A 19,397-nucleotide genomic window follows, 5' to 3' on the forward strand; every position below is an offset into this window, starting at 1 on the left:
ACCCCTACACCAAAAGTCCCTTCTTTAATTCTTCGACCTTTTGGGGACCAACAAGGTCTTCAACGAGTTTTAAAGCAAAATCCATGGCAGTCCCTGGTCCTTGACTCGTTATTACTAGGCCGTCCACCACTACTCTATCATCTGAGATATTCGCCTTCTTTATGGCATCTCTCGTTATAGGATGGCATGTAATGGTCTTTCCTGTTACTAAATTGTGTCGCTCAAGCACTGTTGGAGCTGCACAAATTGCTCCAACTTTTTTACCCATCTCCAATTGCCTTGTAAGTAAGGCAACAACTCTGTCGTCCTTTGCTAGATTTTCAGTTCCGTCAATCCCACCTGGGAGGACTATCAGATCGTATGCCTGATCTAGGGCTTCATCTATGTACACGTCAGGAATAATCTTTACATCCCTTGCTGACGGTATTGGCCCCTTCTCCAATCCCACTATATCACATTCTATGCCTGCTCGTCTAAAGATATCTACTACGGTTACGGCCTCAAGTTCTTCATAACCCGGAGCAAGTAATACAGCTACCCTCTTACTTGTCATTGCAAAATGCCCTCCATTGTCCTATTATTATTTTTTACCAATCACTGAAATTACAGAGTAAGTGCAAGTACTTCATCCCTTTTACCTTGCATTTTCCATATGAAAATTGGGTTTTAGTTTATGACAAATAGTAAAGAACATACTTACAACTTAGATGAAGAAAAGACGTCACGCAACCCCATAAGGCCTCTTGTGGTCTTAGTGGGAAGGCCGAATGTTGGAAAAAGCACACTTTTTAATAGGCTCACCCGATCTAGGGATGCATTGGTAGACCCAACTCCAGGCCTTACAAGGGACGTACGAATTAAAAACGCTGTTGTCAACGGCCATCAGATCTTGATTGCAGATACTGGTGGAATCGAAGAACAAGATTTGGAAGAAGGCCTTTCAGGGCTGGTGAGTAAGGCAAGCCTCAAGGCAGCTAAGTCTGCGGATTTGATCATCATCCTCTTTGACATACGTCAGGGGCTTACTGCTCAGGATATAGAGATAGTAGAAACCATAAGACCCCTTGGAAAACCTTTGATGTTCGTAGCCAATAAGGCAGACACGTCTAAGGACAAAGCCCTTATTGGCGAGCTCTATGAGATAGGGGCAGAAGAAATCATACCTATCTCTGCCGAACATGGAAGAGGAATCGATGAGTTAGAAGATAAAATCATCAACAGTTTGAAGACTGCTCCGTGCCTATCTAGCTCCGATTCCGAAATCCTCGTACAACCTGAACCAGAAGACATCATAAGAGTCGCCATTGTTGGAAGACCTAACGTTGGAAAATCCTCGCTCTTCAATGCATTGACCGGTGAAGAAAGGGTCGTTGTCTCTGATGTACCAGGCACCACCAGAGACGTGGTTGACACCATAATTGAACGGCCTGGGAAATTACCCATTCTACTTGCAGACACAGCAGGGATCAGGCGAAAAAGCAAGACAAAACAGAGGATAGAAAAATTTAGCGTTTTAAAGGCGCTTGAGGCCATAAAAAGGAGCCACATATGCATCGTGGTCATGGATGCATCTCTTGGCGTCACTGATCAAGACAAAAAACTCATTGGATATACAGAAGAATTTTCAAAGGCATGCATCACCTTGTACAATAAATGGGACCTTGTGACGACTCCGGATATGGTTCGTTTAAGGACAGATGAGCTGAAGCTTTCAAAACGCTTTATCCCCTATTCACCACATATAAACTGTTCTGCAAAGACTGGGAGAAAGATCAAATCTATTTGGCCCCTAATCGACAGGGTATATGAAGATTATTCAAAAAAGATATCTACAGGCAGATTAAATAGGGCACTTCAAGAGGCGCTGAACAGGCGGACTCCCCCTATTTCTAAGGGCCATCAGATAAAGATGTACTATACAACTCAGACTGGGACCTGTCCGCCGACATTCCTCATATTTGCCAATTATCCGGATAAGATCCCGAACCAGTATAAACGCTTTTTAATTAACCACTTTAGAAATGTACTCGAAATGCCAAATACCCCTATTAAGCTCATATTCAGAGAAAGGGATAGGAGAAAGTGATCCCAAATACCATAGTGGTCAATGGAAGGATAATAGGCATTATTGGACTTGAGGCGGCTTTTTCCAATCTCTTGGCCCAAAAAGATACCCTATCCCCAAAAGAGGCTGCCCAAAAGCTGTTTGATGAGATTAAGGTTAAAAACTACATCGCAGCCGACCTAAAACAGGAATATTTAAAGGGCTTGGAAGTGGCGTGGAGAAAATTTCATGGCCTTGAAATAGAGGATGATGATAAAACGGTCCTTGACATAAAAATCCTAGGTCCTGGATGCCTTAGCTGCAATCGCCTTGAAGAAATGGTTACCAATGTTTTGGAAGAGATCCGCATTGCAGCTGATATCAGTCACATAAAGGAACATGATGAGATATGGCGCTATGGAGTTATTAATACTCCAGCCCTAGTTATTAATGGAAAAGTCGTTTGTTCTGGCCGTCTTCCCACTGCAGCACAGATAAAAAACTGGTTAAACGAGGCAATTAATAGTTAGGTGCTTGACATAGACGTTTCTGCAAAGTAAATAAAGGCCATCACTGAAATGAATGGTGGGAGTAGCTCAACTGGTTAGAGCGTCGGGTTGTGGCCCCGGAGGCTGTGGGTTCAAGTCCCATCTCTCACCCCAGAAAATTCAAGGGGTTACGGCAAAATACCGTAACCCCTTTTAAGTTTGTCCTGTTTTTTGATTTCAATAGTGGAGTGTTTTCGTGAAAAGACAGCTAAGTCCATTTCTGGCGCACTTTTCAGGTGCTCTCAATCTTGACTTCATCTATGAAATCGAATCGCTGGAACTACTAAAGAATTCTTTGAAAAAAGACATTTTGCCTGGAAGTGAATATATTCTAACCCAGGACGAAAGTGATCTAGTCATCAATTCATTAGAGCCACAAAGGGATCTAAGGTACAGGGGAGGAGGCGGTTCTTCTGCCAACACCTGCGTAATACTTTCATCCCTCGGGATAAGATCTAGCTTCATAGGTGCCTGCGGAGTGGATGAAGCCGGGGATATTGTGCTCTCTTCCATGGAGGGGGTAGATCTTTCGACAGTAAAACGTCTTGGAAATACCGCCATATGTATCATACTGGTACCCCAAAAAGAGCGGGATCGTACTATATTGGTATGCCCTGGCACAGATCATTTTCCTACTCCAGAACAAAAAGAAATTCGCTTCTTACACTTGAGCTCATTGCCCACTCAAAGGGGCTTGGAATTTCACAAGGCATTGGTAAGTTCTCTACACAAAGATGCGGTTTTGAGCCTAGATCCCGGAGAGATATATTCAGCCATGGGAATCGATGCCATCTCGCCCATATTACGCAGGACTGATCTACTGTTCATTACTGAAAGTGAACTTGGTATGCTAATTGGAGAAAATGATCCCCAAAAATTGTTGTCATATCTTAGAAGCGTAGATGACACATTTGGGCCTTTTCATCCATCAGTAATCGTCAAAAGAGGCCCTAAGGGTGCTGTGTGTTATACTAAAACAGCAGTATATGAGGCAGAGGCCAAAAAGGTAGAAGCCATAGTGGACAACACAGGTGCAGGAGATGCCTTTAATGCCGGTTTTCTATATTCCTGGTTGAACCATAAGGCCCCATTTGAATGTTTGTTTTTTGCCAATAATGTGGCAGCCCTATCCCTTAGTGACTGGGGAAGGAACTGGATAAGGAGATTAAAACATGTATAGATTTGGCTGGTGGACCACTGGAAGAGATGAGGCCGCAGTAGAACTTTTGAAGACTGTCTTAGATGCAATCAATCAAGATGTAATAAAAGGCGAAATTTCCTATGTATTTATCTCCAGAGAAAAGGGTGAATCGCGCTATAGCGATGAAATTATAGAAATTTCCCAGGCAAAAGCTATCCCATGTGTAAGTTTTTCCGCTAAAAAATTTAAACCTGAACTTCGAAAGACGAATCGAGAACTCTGGCGAGATGAATACCACGACCAAGTGCTTCAACTCGTCACCCCCTATGAGGCAGACCTCATAGTGCTTGCAGGATACATGTGGGTGGTGAGCGCCTCTGCATGTGAAAGGCTAAAACTCATCAATCTCCATCCAGCACTACCAGGTGGCCCTGAAGGCACCTGGCAAGAGGTTATATGGAAATTAATCAAGGAAGACCATGATAAAACAGGGGCCATGATGCACCTCGTAACTCCGGAATTAGATAAGGGTCCCCCAGTTACCTACTTTTCATTTCCAATAAAGGGCCATGAATGGGATGATCTCTGGCAAGATTTTGCTGAAAGGCTAAAAAAGGCCGGTTCTTTTGAAAACCTAGTCAATACTATTGGAGAGCAACTCCCTCTCTTTAAAAAGATCAGGGAAGAGGGGGTTAAAAGAGAACTCCCATTGATTGTCAACACAATGAGGGCGTTTTCCCTTGGCGAGATATCACTTAGTGATCTAAAAGAGCCTCGAGAAATAATATGTGACGACATTTCTAATAATGCACAATAATTTAATGATATGTCGTCTCAATCTTTAATTTTTGGTAATATGTTGTCTGCTTTTTATATCCTCATGCAGTCCTATAGCCTCGTTTCCAACAGGCATACAGGAGTTTAGGGAAAACGGGGCCTTATAAAGGCAGATAGGCTCAGTTGGAAAAAATTAACGCAACTGCCTTAGCGGCAATCCCCTCCCCTTTTCCTTCAAATCCGAGCCCCTCAGTAGTGGTTGCCTTTATATTCACGGCCCCAATGTCGACACCAAGGACCGAGGAGATGTTCTTTTTCATTGCGTCAATGTAAGGGGCAAGACGAGGGCTTTGTGCTATTATGGTAGAATCAATATTTGCTATATCCCATCCCTCATCATGTAGTAATTTGACTACCTTCTCAAGGAGTATGAGGCTAGAAATACCCTTGTATGCTGGATCAGTGTCTGGAAAATGTCTTCCGATGTCTCCAAGCCCTGCTGCACCCAAAAGGGCATCGCAGATTGCATGTAACAGGCAATCTGCATCTGAGTGACCTAAGAGACCAAATTCATAAGGTATCTTAACTCCACCTACAACAAGATCCCTGTCCCTAGAAAATCTATGAACATCATATCCTAACCCCACACGAAACTGTACTTTTTTCACAATACTACCTCCAATATTTTGAGGTCCTCCGGCCTGGTTATCTTCAGATTGTTAATTCCACCTTCCACAACACCTACTGGGATCCCAATGCGTTCAAGAATACTAGATTCATCTGTTGCATTTAAAAAGTTTTCATCCTCTGAAAAAGCCCTCAATAGATCGGCAACCCTTGCCACCTGTGGGGTCTGGGCCAGATATACATCGGATCTAGGGATGGTCTTTATAACCAGCCCCTCTTTATCCACGATCTTAATGGTGTCGACGGCCTTCATAGCCACTATGCTAGCCCCCACCTCTCTTGAAAGTAAGATGGCCTCTTCTATCTGATGGGGATAAATACCAGGGCGAGCCGCATCATGGACTGCAACCCATTTAACATCAGACCGGACTGCCTTTAAACCATTTAAAACCGATCCAGCCCTCGAAGCACCTCCAACAACTATTTTATAATCGATATTTCTACAAAATTCCTTGGCAATACCCTCGACGGTCTTCTGCCACCCGTCCGGGACTACAATCACTAGCTCTTCACAGTAGGCAACCTGCTGAAATGCCTCGATGCTCCAGGCTATTACGGGTTTTCCCCTTAAATAGAGAAACTGTTTTGGGCGTTCTGCACCAAACCTTTTTCCAATACCACCTGCGGCAATCAGTCCAGAAACTTTCATGTTAAAAACACCTTCCCTGGATTTAAGACTCCTTTAGGATCAAAGAGATCTTTTACGCTTTTCACTGAGTTATATGTGGCTGAGTCAAGTTCCCAAGTCAAGTATTTTGCCTTAGTAAGTCCAACTCCATGTTCTCCTGAAATTCTACCAGAAAGATTCAAAGTCTCTCTGAATATGGCGTCAATTGCCGCATCTGCTTCTTTTTGTTGTTTTTCAAGATCACAGAGTACGTTGACATGGAGATTACCGTCCCCTGCATGCCCAAAACATACTATCTTTACCCTATAGTCTCTCTCTATTTTTTTTAGGCGCTTCAGGATCTCAGGGATTTTTCCCCTTGGAACCACAATATCTTCGCTAATCTTGTCTGGATAGCCAAGGCCCCTGACTCTTTGGCTTAGAGTCCTTCTAAGCTCCCAGAGCCTCTCTTCCTCTCCGGGCTCTGCTACTTTAACGTATATTGCTCCACAGGCATTTGAGGCCTCTTCCATTCGCCTGAGCTCAGAGTCCACAAACTCTCTCTCACCATCAGATTCAAGCAAGAGCATGGAGCCGATATCTTCTGAAACGTCAGTGTCTCCTCGTGGAAAGACTAGGCGGGATGCGGTCTCATCCATAAACTCAGCTGTGCGGGGGACTATGCCAGCGGAAAAGATCTCAAGTATTGCGTGGGCTGCATCTTCTGCACTTTTGAAAAAGGCAACCATGACCCCTGAGGTCCGAGGTTTGGGCACAAGCTTTACTGTTATCTCTGTAAATAGGCTGAGCGTTCCCTCTGATCCAACCATCAAATCCTTCAAGGAGTATCCACTTGCACTCTTAACCGTACGTCCACCAAGGCTCAGTACGTCCCCCTTGGCAGTCACAACTTCCATTCCCAACACATAATCACGGGTGACTCCGTATTTTACAGCCCTTGCTCCCCCTGCACAGGTTGCCACATTACCACCTATTGTACAAAATGAGAGGCTTGCCGGGTCTGGTGGATAAAATAGTCCCTTTTTCTCCACCTCTTTTTGGAATAATCCTGTAATAACACCAGGTTCCACTCTGGCAACAAGGTCTTCCCTGGAAATCTCTAAAATTCTATTCATTTTTTCGAATGATACGACTATCCCCGGTGGGATTGGCACACAGCCACCTGTCCTTCCAGAACCACCTCCCCTTGGGAAAACCCTTATGCCCTCATTATTGCATATGCTGAGAACGTCGGCCACTTGTTCCGTGTTTTTGGGGAAACAGACCCCTATAGAGATCCCTGTAAGGTGACTTGCATCAAAGGAATATACAGCGCACGTTGCCGGATCAGTTGAAAAGTTCCCTTTCCCAAGGATGTGATAGAACTTCTTTTTTAAAGATGTCTTAAGCTTAACCATTCAAAGTTCATAGGATATTTGAAAGCACTCAATAGTATATTTGTAAGCACTCACATGGCGTCCCATATACTTTATAGTTTTTTACGGTAAGACGTCCAGGGAGAGCATATTACACCAATAACCTAATAGCATATGGGCCACTGTGCGAGCGCTTACAAATAAGAGCGTTGAATCAATATCCCAATTAGGAGCTTAGGCCTATTTGCGCCAACGCTCTTTTTCAAGTTGTTCTTTAAGAAATTCCACCTGGTGTTTGATTTTCGAATTCATCTTGAGCCCTTTTTCTATTTTTTTGACTGCATGCACAACAGTTGCGTGATCCCTTTTAAATTCCTTTCCAATTACGTTAAGGGTCTCATCAGTATAGGTCCTTGCAAGGTACATTGCAATTTGACGCGGAACAGTAACGCTCTTTTTCCTGGATGAGGACCTCAGTTCCTCAACAGAGACGTTGAAGTGACGAACCACCAAGCTAATAATCTTTTTTAGATTTAAGGGCTCAAGGTCTCCCATCATCTCTTGAAGTACTTCTTGGGCTAGGTTGAGATCCATGGGGCGTTTTTGGATTGATGACTTGGTGATGAGACCGACCACAGCGCCCTCAATACGCCTTATGTCACCCCTTAGGTAATGGGCCATGTATTCCACTACGCCTCTATCCAAAGAGACTCCGTGACGTCTGGCCTTTCTCTCTATGATCTTCACACGAGTTTCATAGTCAGGTGGATTGATGGAAGTAATTATTCCAAGATCGAGGCGACTCCTAAGTTGTGAATCCAACTTCGGAATCTCTCTAGGTAGCCTTGAACTGGTAAAGACGACCAGTTTTCCAGAATCAAGTAGGTAATCCAGGGTATTTGCGAGCTCTGCCTGGGTCCTTTTCCTTCCTGAAAATGAATGGACTTCCTCTAGGAGGAGGACATCCACTTTTCTCCTATAACGCTCCTTCAAATCCTCTAAATTGCCATCCTTTAAGGCACGCACTACCTGGTGAGTAAAATCATTGGCATTTATATAACAAAGCCTCTTTTGAGGGGCGCGCTTATAAACATATTGTCCAACAGCCTGAGCAAGGTGGCTCTTTCCAAGCCCTGAATCTGCCTGGAGAAATACTACCTCTCCAGTCCTCTTTGAACCACCATATGCAACATTTTTACATACTTCATAGGCGTACTGATTTGATTCGCCAACCACAAATTCTTCAAAGGTGAACCATTGACAAAATCTTGGTTGGGGAAGCTCCGTAGGAGAAAAGGTTGGAAGATGAAGCTGTCTTTTTTTTGCATCTTTAACACGCTCAACAGGTATTAGTTTTATGGAGCAGTCTCCCAGTTCCTTTCTGATTTCGTCCTGTATCAAGGGCAGATAATGTTCTCTAATCCACGAAGCACTGAACTGATTTGGACACTTCAGATATAGAGTATTGTCCTCAAAGGAATCAAAAGTCAGTGGCTGTATCCAGATCCTATAACTACCCTCACTAATCTTCTGAGACAGCTTTTCCTTAAGGACAATCCAAGCCTCTTCTGCACGATTCATAATGTCAATTGCCTCCCCTAGATAATGGAATTTAAATTTTTTTGCTTAAACAGAAAAAAATTTCAGCCAATAATGAGGACTGCTTGTAACAACGGGTGTGTTTATATCTCATGAGCAAAAAGACTGTCAAACCGGATTAGAGCAAAATACCAAGATCTCCATTCTGAGTTATCAACAACCCCCTAACCTTCTAATCTATAGATAGTTTTTGCATCCAATTTATCTAACATACTATTTTCACTAGCCTTTACTTTATTGATAAAAAAGAACGATATATCAAACTTTTAAATAAAATTTGTAAAGTTTTCAACAAAGCCCGTATCGCCTCAAACTCTACAATCCTCTTTATTTTAAATAGGACCAATTATTTTATAAAACGATATAAGAAATAGAAAAAAACAATAAATTTTTTTGAAAAAATAGTATCTCTACCACATCCTGAGGGCCAGCTCAGGATGTGGTTCTTACTTCATTTTCTCCGCGTTTTTTTATCAAATTGAATTTTTTTAAAGGAGAGAGATCAAGTATAAAGCTTTCTAAACTATTTTACTCATAAGGAAGTCAACAGTTTATCAGCTAATGCCTCTACCTATTCTACAAGGTGAAAAGTGCACTTCTATATAGTTAACGTTTGCGGTATAGGGGCCAGGTAAGGGCCGCAGACATCAACAAAAAACTAACATATATCTAAGATGGGAAAATCCGTTAGGATAAAATTAAACAAATATTTCCACCACCTCGTAATATCTTAGACCGGCAGGTGTCTTTACCTCAACTTCATCTCCTTCCTCTTTTCCGATTAAGGCCCTTCCAAGAGGAGAAGTCACGGATATTTTACCCTCATTGATATCAGATTCATCAGGCCCGACAATCTGATAAACTACTTCTTCTCCAGTATCTAAATTCTCCAACCTAACCTTTACTCCAAAAACCACGCGTTCACAGCTCTGTCCTGAACAGTCTATGACTTCTGCCTTGCTCAATTGAGAGTGCAGATACTGAATTCTTGCTTCAAGCTGTCCCTGGCGTTCTTTAGCTGCGTGGTATTCCGCATTTTCAGAAAGATCACCATGAGCCCTTGCCTCTTCAATGGCCTTAACCACCTTTGGCCTTTCTACTCTTTCGAGAGTCTCTAGTTCCTTTTTTAATTTTTCATATCCTTCTTTTGTAAAAGGAATGCGCTCAAGTGCCATAACTACTCTCCTCTAATATTTTCTGGAATTAATCGCTCTAATTCTTCTAATTTATTTAGTGCTTCAGGGTTCAAGTGCTTTGGAACGATAACCTTGAGTTCGACATACTGATCACCTGGCCCCTTTCCCTTCATCCCAGGAAGCCCTTTTCCCTTGAGCCTGAGTTTCTGACCACACTGAGAACCTGGTGGTATCTTTACCATTACATCTCCATAGAGCGTTGGGACCTTTATCTTAGCCCCTTTAATTGCTTCAAATATAGATATTGGCAATGTATAATAAAGGTCTCTCCCTTCTTTTTTAAATATTGGGTCTGGTTTTATCTCAAGCTCTATATAGAGATCTCCTGGGGGTCCGCCATTGTAACCAGGCCCTCCTTTTCCTGCAAGACGGATTACAGTGCCGTCGTCAGCCCCTTTTGGGATAGTCACTCTGAGTCTTTCAGTAGTATTTGCCCTTGGTACTTGAATCTCCAATGATCTGCCAAAACAGGCATCTCTTAGGTCAATCTGAAGTCTATAAAACAAATCTTCTCCCCTTATGGGAGCCCTTCCTCTAGAATCCTTCTCAAAACCAAAGAGATCCTCAAAAATCGATCCTAAATCAGGACCAAATCGCACCTCAAAATCAGAAAAATCATAGGCGCTTTTGCCATCGGCAGTAGTAAAACGCACACCTTCAGCAGCCTTTCTCAGTTCATCATATTCTTTTCTCTTTTGAGGATCACTTAAGATATCATAGGCTTCGCTAATCTCTTTAAATTTTTCTTCGGCCTTCTTGTCTCCTGGATTGACATCTGGATGATACTTTCTTGCAAGCTTGCGATATGCCTTTTTTATTTCCTCCTGAGAGGCATCACTTTTTACGCCAAGTATTTCATATAGGTCCTTTTTTATCATTTAATGCTCCCTTAAAGTTTGCTATAGATAGGCCTCTTAACCAAACGCAGACCTTTCTTATCAATCTCTTCTCTTATAAAAGTTAGGATCTTAAACGGATCATGCCAACCTTTTACCTTTGAAAAAAGATAAAGATGGTGTTCCCAATTTCTCAAAAACCATGAAAGAAATAAAAGGAGTTGGCGTCTGTGGACCTCTTTTGGTGAATAATGGAGTATATAGTGCACGACTTTTTCGAGTACTTCTAATGGAGACCCAGGCCACGGCCTTTTGTGTACAATTTCCCAAAACAACCAAGGTCTAACAATTGCTCCCCTTCCTATGAGGATACCGTTCACCCCAGTCTTCCTGAAAATCTCTTCTGCATCCTCAACAGAAAATATATCTCCGTTTCCAAAAATAGGAATATTTATTTCCTTTTTTATCCATTTCAGTTCTTCCCATTTTGCCTTTCTCTTGAATCCATCCTCAACTGCCCGTGGATGGATTGTTATAAGATCCACTCCTCTGGCCTCGAGCCCCTTAGAAAACTCTATAAGGGGCTCTATCCTGTGACCTGGAAAAGAACGTAGTTTTACAAAAATTGGCCTCTTTGTGACTTTTTTTGCCTTTTCTACAATGAGAAAAGCCCTTTTTTTATCATTTAATAGAGCAGCTCCCCAACCATGCCTCATGATTGCTCGCTGTGGACACCCCATATTTATGTCAAAGGCATCAAACCCCAAGGGTTCAAGCCTTTTTATAGCCGCGGCTATAACCTCTGGGTCTCCTCCCACAATCTGGGCCACAAGTGGACGATCAATCCTGGCATCTTTGCAATAATGATCCTTTTCAGGATTTTGGGTGGAGACTATTCTCGAATTCAACATCTCTGTGAAGAAAAGTTGGGCACCGCCTATCTCAGAGACGACCCTTCTAAATGCCCTATGGGTAAACCCTGCCATTGGGGCTAAACCTGCAACAATTACCATTTTCATGGTTTACAATATATAATGGATGTCTAAAATAAGAAATAGGTCTTGCATCCTTTGAAGGATGTTTATATTATTTCTGCCTTGCCTTTTGAGTTTATTAAAATTCAACAAAAAACCTTTTAACGGACGAAGGCGCTATGAACACAAAGGAACAAAACAAAGTTGATTCCGCAGGTACGCCTGATTATCTCCAGGACATTTTAGAAGCTGGGAAGGACGGAGAACTAACCTATTCCCTGTTAAACGAGATCCTTCCTGAAGAGGTAAAGGACCCAGAAAAGATCGAAGAGGTCTTCGATTACCTTTGTACCCATGAAATTGAGATCATGGAGGAACCCGAAGGCCCAGAACATCCCTTAAAGAGTATTATCGGTAAACCAAAGGCTCCAAAGATGGCAGAAGAGGGCGAAGCCCCTGAGGAAAAGCCAGCTATAGAGCCCAAAGGAGATGAAAAGCCGCAAGTATTCGTGGATACCGGCGGTTACACCGATTCTGAAGAGATCACAACTACTTATTTAAGGGAAATGGGCCGTTTTGAACTTCTTACCCCTGAAAGGGAAGAAGAACTCAGTAAAATAATTAGAGATGGGTTTAATGGAATAATTGATGCAATATTTGCTCACCCCTCCAAATCCCTGGAAATGGAGGACCTTAGAGAACAAATCAGGCTTTGGAGAAAGCGTGACCCATCTCTTAAACCAAAAAAACAACAGCTCAATTATCTCGTAGAGGCAGTAACCACCATCCATGAACTCTATCCTGACGACGAGAGCATTACAGAGCTATATAACTTTGTGAAAAAGAAGGAATCGGAAATAGAGATCGCCAAAGACGAGATGATAAATGCAAATCTGCGCCTGGTGGTGAGCATTGCAAAAAGGTATATGCACCAGGGGCTTTCTTTAGCTGACCTCATCCAAGAAGGAAATCTTGGACTCATGAGGGCAGTGTTCAGGTTTGATTATAAGAAAGGGAATAAATTCTCCACTTATGCAAGTTGGTGGATTCGACAGGCCATCACTAGGGCCATACTGGATAAAACCAGGACTATCAGGCTCCCTGTACATTTCTTGGAGCTAAGGAGCCAGTTCTTTAAGGCTTTCTATAGCCTATTGAAAGAACTTGGACGAGAGCCGACCCCTGCAGAAATTTCTCAACACACTGGACTTCCCATGGAAAAGATCCTCTCTATACTCGAGGCATCTAGGGAACCAGTGTCCCTTGAAACACCAGTAGGAGATGAAGACAGCACACTGGGCGACTTCATTGAGAATCAAGACGCGCTATCTCCCTACGAAACTGTTAAAGACAGAGAACTTACAGAGAGAATAAAGAGTATTCTCGCGACCTTAAGCCCAAGAGAGGAAAAGATCATTCGCCTTAGATTCGGAATCGGTGAAGATGGCGAATATACCCTAGAAGAGATTGGAAAGAGGTTTAACGTCTCAAGAGAGAGAATCAGGCAGATTGAGAAGAAGGCACTAAATAGACTTCGCCATTCCAGCAGGAGAGACAGGCTCAAATACTTCCTCGATTAAAGACGCAGGCTCTGAGAAAGCCAAGCCTGTGTTTCCTCAATCCAAGCGCTCGCATGGCATATTCTACGAGGGTGAGAATAAAAAACATACCCTCGTGAGTGCCATGCGGGCTCTTAAGTCTCTATTTTTTATAAAAGCCGCTTTACTTCTCTACAGGGTTTCAGGCAATTTAGAGGAGACGTATAACTGTCCCAGTAAGGATCTTGGGGTAAAAATAGGTTGCCTTGTGGGGCATGGTGAGCCCTGCCTCTGCCACCTTCATCATGGCATCAATGGGCGTTGGCCTGAGATAAAAGAGAACTTCATCTTTGGCAAGCGAATCTAGCCTATTAAAAAAGGCCTCATATCTAAGCCTTCCTTCTTCCTTTAGTTCGCTTGCTCCCTTATTAAAGAGCCTACGAATTGCCAGTTCATCCACTGGAATCACGTCTAGATCTAAAAGACCTTCTGAAATACCTTGGTTCAACAAGGTCTCTTTGCCCATTTCAGTTAGGCTAAAGACAACACATCGGTTGTCAGATCCTGTACACAGAGCAAATCCTGTAGTCTGCCCCAACTTTTCCAATGCCTCTTCCACTTTTTTGATTTCGGTTCCAGCATCAAACTCAACAACCTTTTGGAGATAAGGTGAGAGTGCTTCCACAATTCGACTGGCCTCATCACCACCTGACTTCACTATCCTGTGAGTAGGGAGGCTAAGAAGCCCTGGGTCAGTAGAATCCACTAGGTATGCCATAACATAATGGTGTGGAGGGGGATTTACACCTTTAAATACCCCTTCCCTATCACACATTTCCTTAAAGGCCAGGGCAGTGGTGTACCTATGGTGACCATCTGCAATGTAGAGGCTTTTAGAGGAAAGAGCCTTTTTTAATTCTTCGATGGCGTCTTCATTAGACAATCGAAAGAGGCGATGAGTATTGCCATCCTTATCTTTTGCTTCATAGATAAAATCTCTTTTTTCATCTTTAGAGATCTGAGTCAGGGTCTTTTCTCCCTTTGACAACAAAAATATCTGACTAAACTGGGCCCGTGCTGTCTTAAGGAGCCTCAATCGTTCATCAGTAACCTTTTTAAAGGTCTTCTCATGGGGGAGTATTACCCCGGTTTCCCATGGTTCTATGCCCACTAAACACACAAGGCCTGTCCTAGTAAATTGCCTTCCATTGACCTCATACACGGTTTCGTAGGGATAAACGCATGGGCTAGGGTCTCTTGATACAATCCCTTCTCGAATCCAGCTCTCTAGGATTGAAGTCACGCTATTGTGGCCCCCATTTCCTTCACCTTCTCTTAGGTCGGGCATTTCAAGGGAAAGGATATTATATGGATGTTTTTCTATATAGGCCCTCTTCTCAGCTTCTGTAACTACATCATATGGAGGTGCCAGGACAGAGTCCGGGGACACCTTAGACAAATTGTATGTGTATCCACAAAATGGTAAAACTTTTGCCAATTGTGTCAGCCTTTCAGTCTTTTTATTTTTTTGGGGCAGATAGATATTTCCTAAATTCAGCAATTGTAAAGTTTTTCAAAATAATAGCCCCTAGTAACCTATAACCCCGCCAAATTGGCAATCCAGCTAGGTACTACAATTTCCCTGTCACGTCAAGATTGACCAAGGCAGTAATGATAGCTCTTGTTTTCTAAATTCGCTCCCTACACGCAATATTTTGTGGTCTGATCTTTACCAGATATCTTGGACGAATATAAGGCCTCGTCAGCGCGTTTTATCAAGGTCTCAACATCTTCATTATCATCGACTTGAGTCACTCCAATAGAGACAGATACTGAAATTGTCTTTGATGTATCCTCTGGCACAAATCTATATCGCCTAATCTTTCGTCTGAGCCTCTCTGCAAGGTTTATAGCTGAATCACAATCTGTATGGGGACAAACAATGACAAACTCCTCTCCGCCATATCTATAAACCAGGTCTGTCTCTCGTACTGATGACTCAAATATCTCAGCTAGCTTTTGCAGGACCTTGTCACCGGTGATATGTCCATAGCTGTCATTTATATCTTTAAAGTCGTCTACGTCTATCATCATCAATGAAAGCGGGTAATTATAGCGCCTAGCCCTCGATATTTCTCTAGCAAGATCAGTTATTAAGGCATGTCTATTGAGAAGGCCTGTAAGAGGATCAAGTCTTAGACGCTCTTTGAGTTTTTCTATGGTCCTTGACTGTTCCAACAACTTCTTTTCTGTTGACTCTGCCTTCTTCCTTATGGTCTCGTTATACTGGGCAAGCCTGTTTAAATCCTCAAGGACCTCTGACCTGTCTTGGACCTTTTGAGTTAGACAACTTATTGTCTCATGCATGTCGTCAAAATGTGATTTTGTATCCCCGACAAATTCGTCTACTGTATCGTGAACTCCACCTAGTATTTCCTCTGTATCTTTTAAGAATCTCTCAGTGATAAGCCTTGGGGCCTCTTTAGGTTTAACTTTTTTTCTAAGTATATCCTCTGCCTTGTCCCTATAACAAACTGCCCAAAACTCCTTTTCATATACCTCAGGCCAGGGAAGCAGCCTTTTAGAGACAATTTGTTTTAAGGCCTCTTTTGCAATGAGTATTACCTTAGCAGCATATTCCTTGTCTTCGTTAGTAGTGTTTTTCTTTACCATAGTCATCAAATGCCAACCATTATATCTAGGGCCTTGGAAAAACTCTGTGAGCCAGTAAACTCTTTTGACTTCATATTTGCCTTGAGTCCCCAATCCCGTTCTGCTACTTTTAGAACATCAAAAATCTGTTGTTCAATCTTTTCATTTACCTCTTTTGGATAACTTGTAAACACCAAAAAATCCGGACCTTTTCTAAAAAGCAATGCATTCTTTTCTGATGGTCTGTTCCATTCATGAAGGGTATTCAATATCTCTTGGAGTTTCTCGCCGATTTCGTCTAGGATCTCGTCAGTCTTGAGATATCCAATTCTCCTATTAAATTCTCCAATGTTTTCAAAGTCAATGAGTATTAGTTTATATTTATCTGTTGCATCTAAAAGTTGTTCCTTTTCGAGAGAAAGGATGTATCTGTAATTGTAAAAACTACACAGTGGTTCTCTAAAATAGGTCTTTTTTCTGAAGGACTCAATAAGATCCAATTCTTTTGAATTGTTCTTTTTAATAGCCAGGGGATCCCATTCTTTAAGGACTTCCTTCAAATTTGCAACTACGTCTTTGCTGAATCTCCCTTTTCTGACTTCTTCATCTATGATATCCAGGGCGCTTTCCTTGTCCATTGGTCTCTTATAAGGCCTTTGGGCCACCAATGCCTCATAAACATCACAGGGACTGACTATCAAAACAAGCGGATTTATTTCCTTTCCCATTAAACCATGGGGATATCCGCTTCCATCAAGCCTCTCATGGTGTTGCAAAGCAATCTCAGAGACCCTGAGATCTGGATAGCGCTTTTCCAGAAAACTTGCTCCAATATTGGGGTGAAGATTCATTATCTTTCTATCTAGGGTATCAAAAGGCCCTGGTTTGAGGAGTATGTCATCGGGTATAGCAATCTTTCCGACGTCATGTACAAGGCATCCCAATTCAAGGGCCTCAAGCTCTTCATCGGCGATCCCCATCCTCATCCCAACTCGTTTGGAGAGGGCAGCCACCCTGAGACTATGCTCAAGGGTATAGGAATCTCTACTACCCAACATCTCAGTCATTACATCAAAAAGGCCTTTAACAAGGGCATAATAGTCCTCTTCGAGGGCAACTATCCTGTCTAGCACTGCAAGGCGCGCAAAGAGTTGTTCTGGCAAGAAAGGTTTTTTCAGAAAATCCGATGCCCCTGCCTTTAAGGCCTTTTGTATTGATTCCCTATCACCTAAACCGCTTATCGCTATGGAATAAAATCTGTAGGGACGCTCTCGCCTGATCTTTTTTAACAGGGCGAGCCCGTCCATCCTTGGCATTTGAAGGTCTGTAATAAGCAATCTAACCTTCTCTTTAGTATTCTGTAAAAATTCAAAGGCGCTCTCTCCTGAATCGGCCTCGAAGACGTGTAGCCCCCAAGACCTCAGAAGATTAGACAGTAATTCTCTTTGGAGGGGATCATCTTCGACTACGAGTACAGAAAATCTACTTAGGCTTGGTAAAACTGCATTCATTTTCTTATCTGTTTGAGTCCCGAGCATTTTAATGCCTCTAGAGACGTTGATTTTATCGGCCTGATATTGGTAAAACTCAAATCAGAATGACACTCAAGACAGATGCCTACTGTTAGGATCCTGTCTATCTCATCACCATTAAAGGTCCTTAATCTCCCAGCTCTGGAAAAAATTCACCAATGGATCCCCATCTATTGTCACAAATTGATCCAGGGGATGTTGGATGCCAAGGGTCTTGGGAGAGCTTGACATAGACGGTTCAAATTTCCATTTGCCGTTTATAAAAACTAGATTGCCTCTTCCAAGGCCAATTGCACGAGGATCCTTGTGGCAATCTTTGCAAGTCCTTGGCCTTTTTTGAGTTGTATGGGGATCCATCCAAGAGACTGTTAACCGCTTAAAGGTCCTTTCGGGTCTATCACCTTCTCCCAGGAAGGTCACAAAATCCTGTCAGCCCGGGACTATTATTACAATCTCTTCTTCCCCATGAGGGGGCTTGTAAACCCCCAAGGATGGGGCCTCATAGCGCATTATTGACCTATATTCCTGCCAACGTCCAGGAGTAGGACTTCCAACCAACCAGTCAGTCTGTTCTTCCTTTTTCCTTTGCGTTACATGGCACCCAAAGCACTGTGGCACCCATGTACTATGACACGCCTGGCACGAGAGCCTCTTGTGATCCCTATCCCTACATTTATTTGGGTTTAACTGAGATAGTTTGATCTTTTTTTTGTCTTTTTTTCTCGTAAACCAAAAATTGTTACCATCTTTTTCTATTTTTAGCCCCTTTTTCACTGCGCTAGGGTGTAACTTTGGATCATGGCAGTCCACACACCTGACTTCAAGTTGTTCTTCCATATGGGCCCTCTTTATTCCGTCCCCCATAGTCTCTTTTTGGGTATGGCAGTCAACGCAAATGAGCCCCTTTTCATAATGGACATCTTCTTTGAGAATGCGGAAATAACGACCGTCTTCCAACTCATTATCAGTAAAATCGCCCTGTTCAAATGGTGTCCCATAGCCCTCTGTTTCATATTTGCCCTGATAACTAAGCCCTATTCTTCCGCTCCTATTGTGACACCTTACGCAATTGTCCATAGGCGGCTGGCGAACCAGCCGTGGATGCCACTTTTTGGATCCATCAGGCCTTTCCTCACTTAGGAGATGACACGCAGAACAGCCACCGCCCTTTTCCTTTAAAAAGTCTGGATATTTTCCCTTTTCGAGCCATAAATGACAGGTACCACAGAGCTTTGAAAAATAATCCAAAGCAGGGGTCCTTTTGGGATTTTCCATGAGATCTTTTACAGTGAGATCTTCGTACTGATCCTTGGCCTCTCCCCAGTAATACCTGAGTGTACTTATAATGCCTCTATTTGTTGCCATAAGGGTATTTTTCACCCATTTCACCTGGTTCTCATGACAACCTGGCCTACCGCATGTGATAGAGGCAAACTTGAGCTCCCCAGGATTTTTTACCATTCCCCTATGGGCGATTTCTTTTCTGGAGGAGAGACTGTCTCCAAGATGGCAATCAGAACATCTCACAACGTGCCTTTGATGCACTTCCTCAGGCTCTTCCTCGTGGCACCTCAGGCACATATCCACCCTGGAATCCATGGTAAGCGGCACCGAGCCTTCCTCACACTGGACGCTCCTGGGTAGAATACTTATAAAAAAGGCCATGAGGAAAATTATGACTTTGAATACTCCCATAGGAAATACATAATATCGCGGAGGGAAAACGTAAAGTATTAAAAAAATACAAAAAAAGCAGCCCTAAGGCTGCTTTTCTTTCGTCTTTGGAGCGGGAAACGGGATTCGAACCCGCGACTTCGACCTTGGCAAGGTCGCACTCTACCACTGAGTTATTCCCGCTTTGGCGATGCCTATAATAAGGCCTATCACATT

At 42.9% G+C, this 19,397-nt stretch carries 18 protein-coding genes and 2 tRNA genes; 6 read left to right on the forward strand and 14 right to left on the reverse strand.

All coding sequences use genetic code 11. The features are described 5' to 3' along the window. Positions 1-4 precede the first annotated feature (4 nt). Positions 5-553, reverse strand: coding sequence for a DJ-1 family glyoxalase III (locus tag DBT_RS06620; protein WP_067618097.1), 549 nt, complete (start codon positions 551-553; stop codon positions 5-7). A gap of 120 nt (positions 554-673) precedes the next feature. Between DBT_RS06620 and der the strand changes: the two genes are divergently transcribed. From der to DBT_RS06645, 5 genes are all read left to right on the forward strand, one after another. Next, complete coding sequence (der, locus tag DBT_RS06625) at positions 674-2,086, forward strand: ribosome biogenesis GTPase Der (protein ID WP_083186682.1); 1,413 nt, start codon at positions 674-676, stop codon at positions 2,084-2,086. Further along, the gene (locus tag DBT_RS12485) at positions 2,083-2,574 is read left to right on the forward strand and encodes a thioredoxin family protein (protein ID WP_083186683.1); all 492 of its coding nucleotides are present in this window, start codon (positions 2,083-2,085) and stop codon (positions 2,572-2,574) included. The genes der and DBT_RS12485 overlap by 4 nt, the downstream gene beginning before the upstream one ends. Before the next feature lie 55 nt (positions 2,575-2,629). Then, a tRNA-His gene (locus DBT_RS06635) sits at positions 2,630-2,706 on the forward strand. A gap of 82 nt (positions 2,707-2,788) precedes the next feature. Continuing rightward, a complete protein-coding gene (locus tag DBT_RS06640) occupies positions 2,789-3,772 on the forward strand; it encodes a carbohydrate kinase family protein (RefSeq protein ID WP_067618099.1) in 984 nt (327 codons plus the stop codon). After that, the gene (locus DBT_RS06645) at positions 3,765-4,550 is read left to right on the forward strand and encodes a formyltransferase family protein (RefSeq protein ID WP_067618101.1); all 786 of its coding nucleotides are present in this window, start codon (positions 3,765-3,767) and stop codon (positions 4,548-4,550) included. The genes DBT_RS06640 and DBT_RS06645 overlap by 8 nt, the downstream gene beginning before the upstream one ends. Positions 4,551-4,689: 139 nt before the next feature. Here the strand turns inward: DBT_RS06645 and ispF are convergent, their stop codons facing one another. The 7 genes from ispF to DBT_RS06680 form a co-directional block, all read right to left on the reverse strand. Beyond that, positions 4,690-5,178 (reverse strand): 2-C-methyl-D-erythritol 2,4-cyclodiphosphate synthase, encoded by a 489-nt coding sequence (gene ispF, locus DBT_RS06650; protein ID WP_067618103.1) that lies wholly within the window; start codon positions 5,176-5,178, stop codon positions 4,690-4,692. Further along, the gene (gene ispD, locus DBT_RS06655; protein WP_067618105.1) at positions 5,175-5,846 is read right to left on the reverse strand and encodes a 2-C-methyl-D-erythritol 4-phosphate cytidylyltransferase; all 672 of its coding nucleotides are present in this window, start codon (positions 5,844-5,846) and stop codon (positions 5,175-5,177) included. The genes ispF and ispD overlap by 4 nt, the downstream gene beginning before the upstream one ends. Continuing rightward, on the reverse strand, positions 5,843-7,222 hold the full coding sequence (locus DBT_RS06660) for an FAD-binding oxidoreductase (protein ID WP_067618114.1): 1,380 nt from the start codon (positions 7,220-7,222) through the stop codon (positions 5,843-5,845). The genes ispD and DBT_RS06660 overlap by 4 nt, the downstream gene beginning before the upstream one ends. 198 nt (positions 7,223-7,420) lie before the next feature. Beyond that, entirely contained in the window at positions 7,421-8,761 is a 1,341-nt protein-coding gene (dnaA, locus tag DBT_RS06665) for a chromosomal replication initiator protein DnaA (RefSeq protein WP_067618116.1), read from the reverse strand. Between the two features lie 716 nt (positions 8,762-9,477). Then, the gene (greA, locus tag DBT_RS06670; protein WP_067618118.1) at positions 9,478-9,954 is read right to left on the reverse strand and encodes a transcription elongation factor GreA; all 477 of its coding nucleotides are present in this window, start codon (positions 9,952-9,954) and stop codon (positions 9,478-9,480) included. Between the two features lie 2 nt (positions 9,955-9,956). After that, the gene (locus DBT_RS06675; protein ID WP_067618120.1) at positions 9,957-10,853 is read right to left on the reverse strand and encodes a DnaJ C-terminal domain-containing protein; all 897 of its coding nucleotides are present in this window, start codon (positions 10,851-10,853) and stop codon (positions 9,957-9,959) included. A gap of 11 nt (positions 10,854-10,864) precedes the next feature. Next, on the reverse strand, positions 10,865-11,830 hold the full coding sequence (locus DBT_RS06680) for a tRNA-dihydrouridine synthase family protein (protein WP_083186684.1): 966 nt from the start codon (positions 11,828-11,830) through the stop codon (positions 10,865-10,867). Between the two features lie 134 nt (positions 11,831-11,964). Here DBT_RS06680 and DBT_RS06685 point away from each other — a divergent pair, with 134 nt between their 5' ends. Then, positions 11,965-13,365, forward strand: a complete 1,401-nt coding sequence (locus DBT_RS06685) for a sigma-70 family RNA polymerase sigma factor (protein ID WP_067618123.1) — start codon at positions 11,965-11,967, stop codon at positions 13,363-13,365. A 169-nt stretch (positions 13,366-13,534) separates the two neighbouring features. On the opposite strand, the gene DBT_RS06690 is transcribed toward DBT_RS06685, so the two are convergent. The 6 genes from DBT_RS06690 to DBT_RS06715 form a co-directional block, all read right to left on the reverse strand. Then, positions 13,535-14,821 carry a DUF1015 family protein gene (locus tag DBT_RS06690; RefSeq protein WP_161939930.1) on the reverse strand — a complete coding sequence of 429 codons (1,287 nt, stop codon included), beginning with the start codon at positions 14,819-14,821 and terminating at the stop codon, positions 13,535-13,537. 203 nt (positions 14,822-15,024) lie between these two features. Continuing rightward, the gene (locus tag DBT_RS06695) at positions 15,025-15,996 is read right to left on the reverse strand and encodes a GGDEF domain-containing protein (protein WP_161939931.1); all 972 of its coding nucleotides are present in this window, start codon (positions 15,994-15,996) and stop codon (positions 15,025-15,027) included. Positions 15,997-16,001: 5 nt separating this feature from the next. Continuing rightward, on the reverse strand, positions 16,002-17,513 hold the full coding sequence (locus tag DBT_RS06700; RefSeq protein WP_067618131.1) for a response regulator: 1,512 nt from the start codon (positions 17,511-17,513) through the stop codon (positions 16,002-16,004). 111 nt (positions 17,514-17,624) lie between these two features. Continuing rightward, the gene (locus DBT_RS06705; protein WP_067618133.1) at positions 17,625-17,927 is read right to left on the reverse strand and encodes a hypothetical protein; all 303 of its coding nucleotides are present in this window, start codon (positions 17,925-17,927) and stop codon (positions 17,625-17,627) included. Between the two features lie 9 nt (positions 17,928-17,936). Further along, on the reverse strand, positions 17,937-19,118 hold the full coding sequence (locus DBT_RS06710; RefSeq protein ID WP_141674235.1) for a hypothetical protein: 1,182 nt from the start codon (positions 19,116-19,118) through the stop codon (positions 17,937-17,939). 171 nt (positions 19,119-19,289) lie between these two features. Next, positions 19,290-19,364 (reverse strand) — tRNA-Gly (locus tag DBT_RS06715). Positions 19,365-19,397: the final 33 nt, after the last annotated feature.

Source organism: Dissulfuribacter thermophilus (assembly GCF_001687335.1).
Taxonomy (GTDB): domain Bacteria; phylum Desulfobacterota; class Dissulfuribacteria; order Dissulfuribacterales; family Dissulfuribacteraceae; genus Dissulfuribacter; species Dissulfuribacter thermophilus.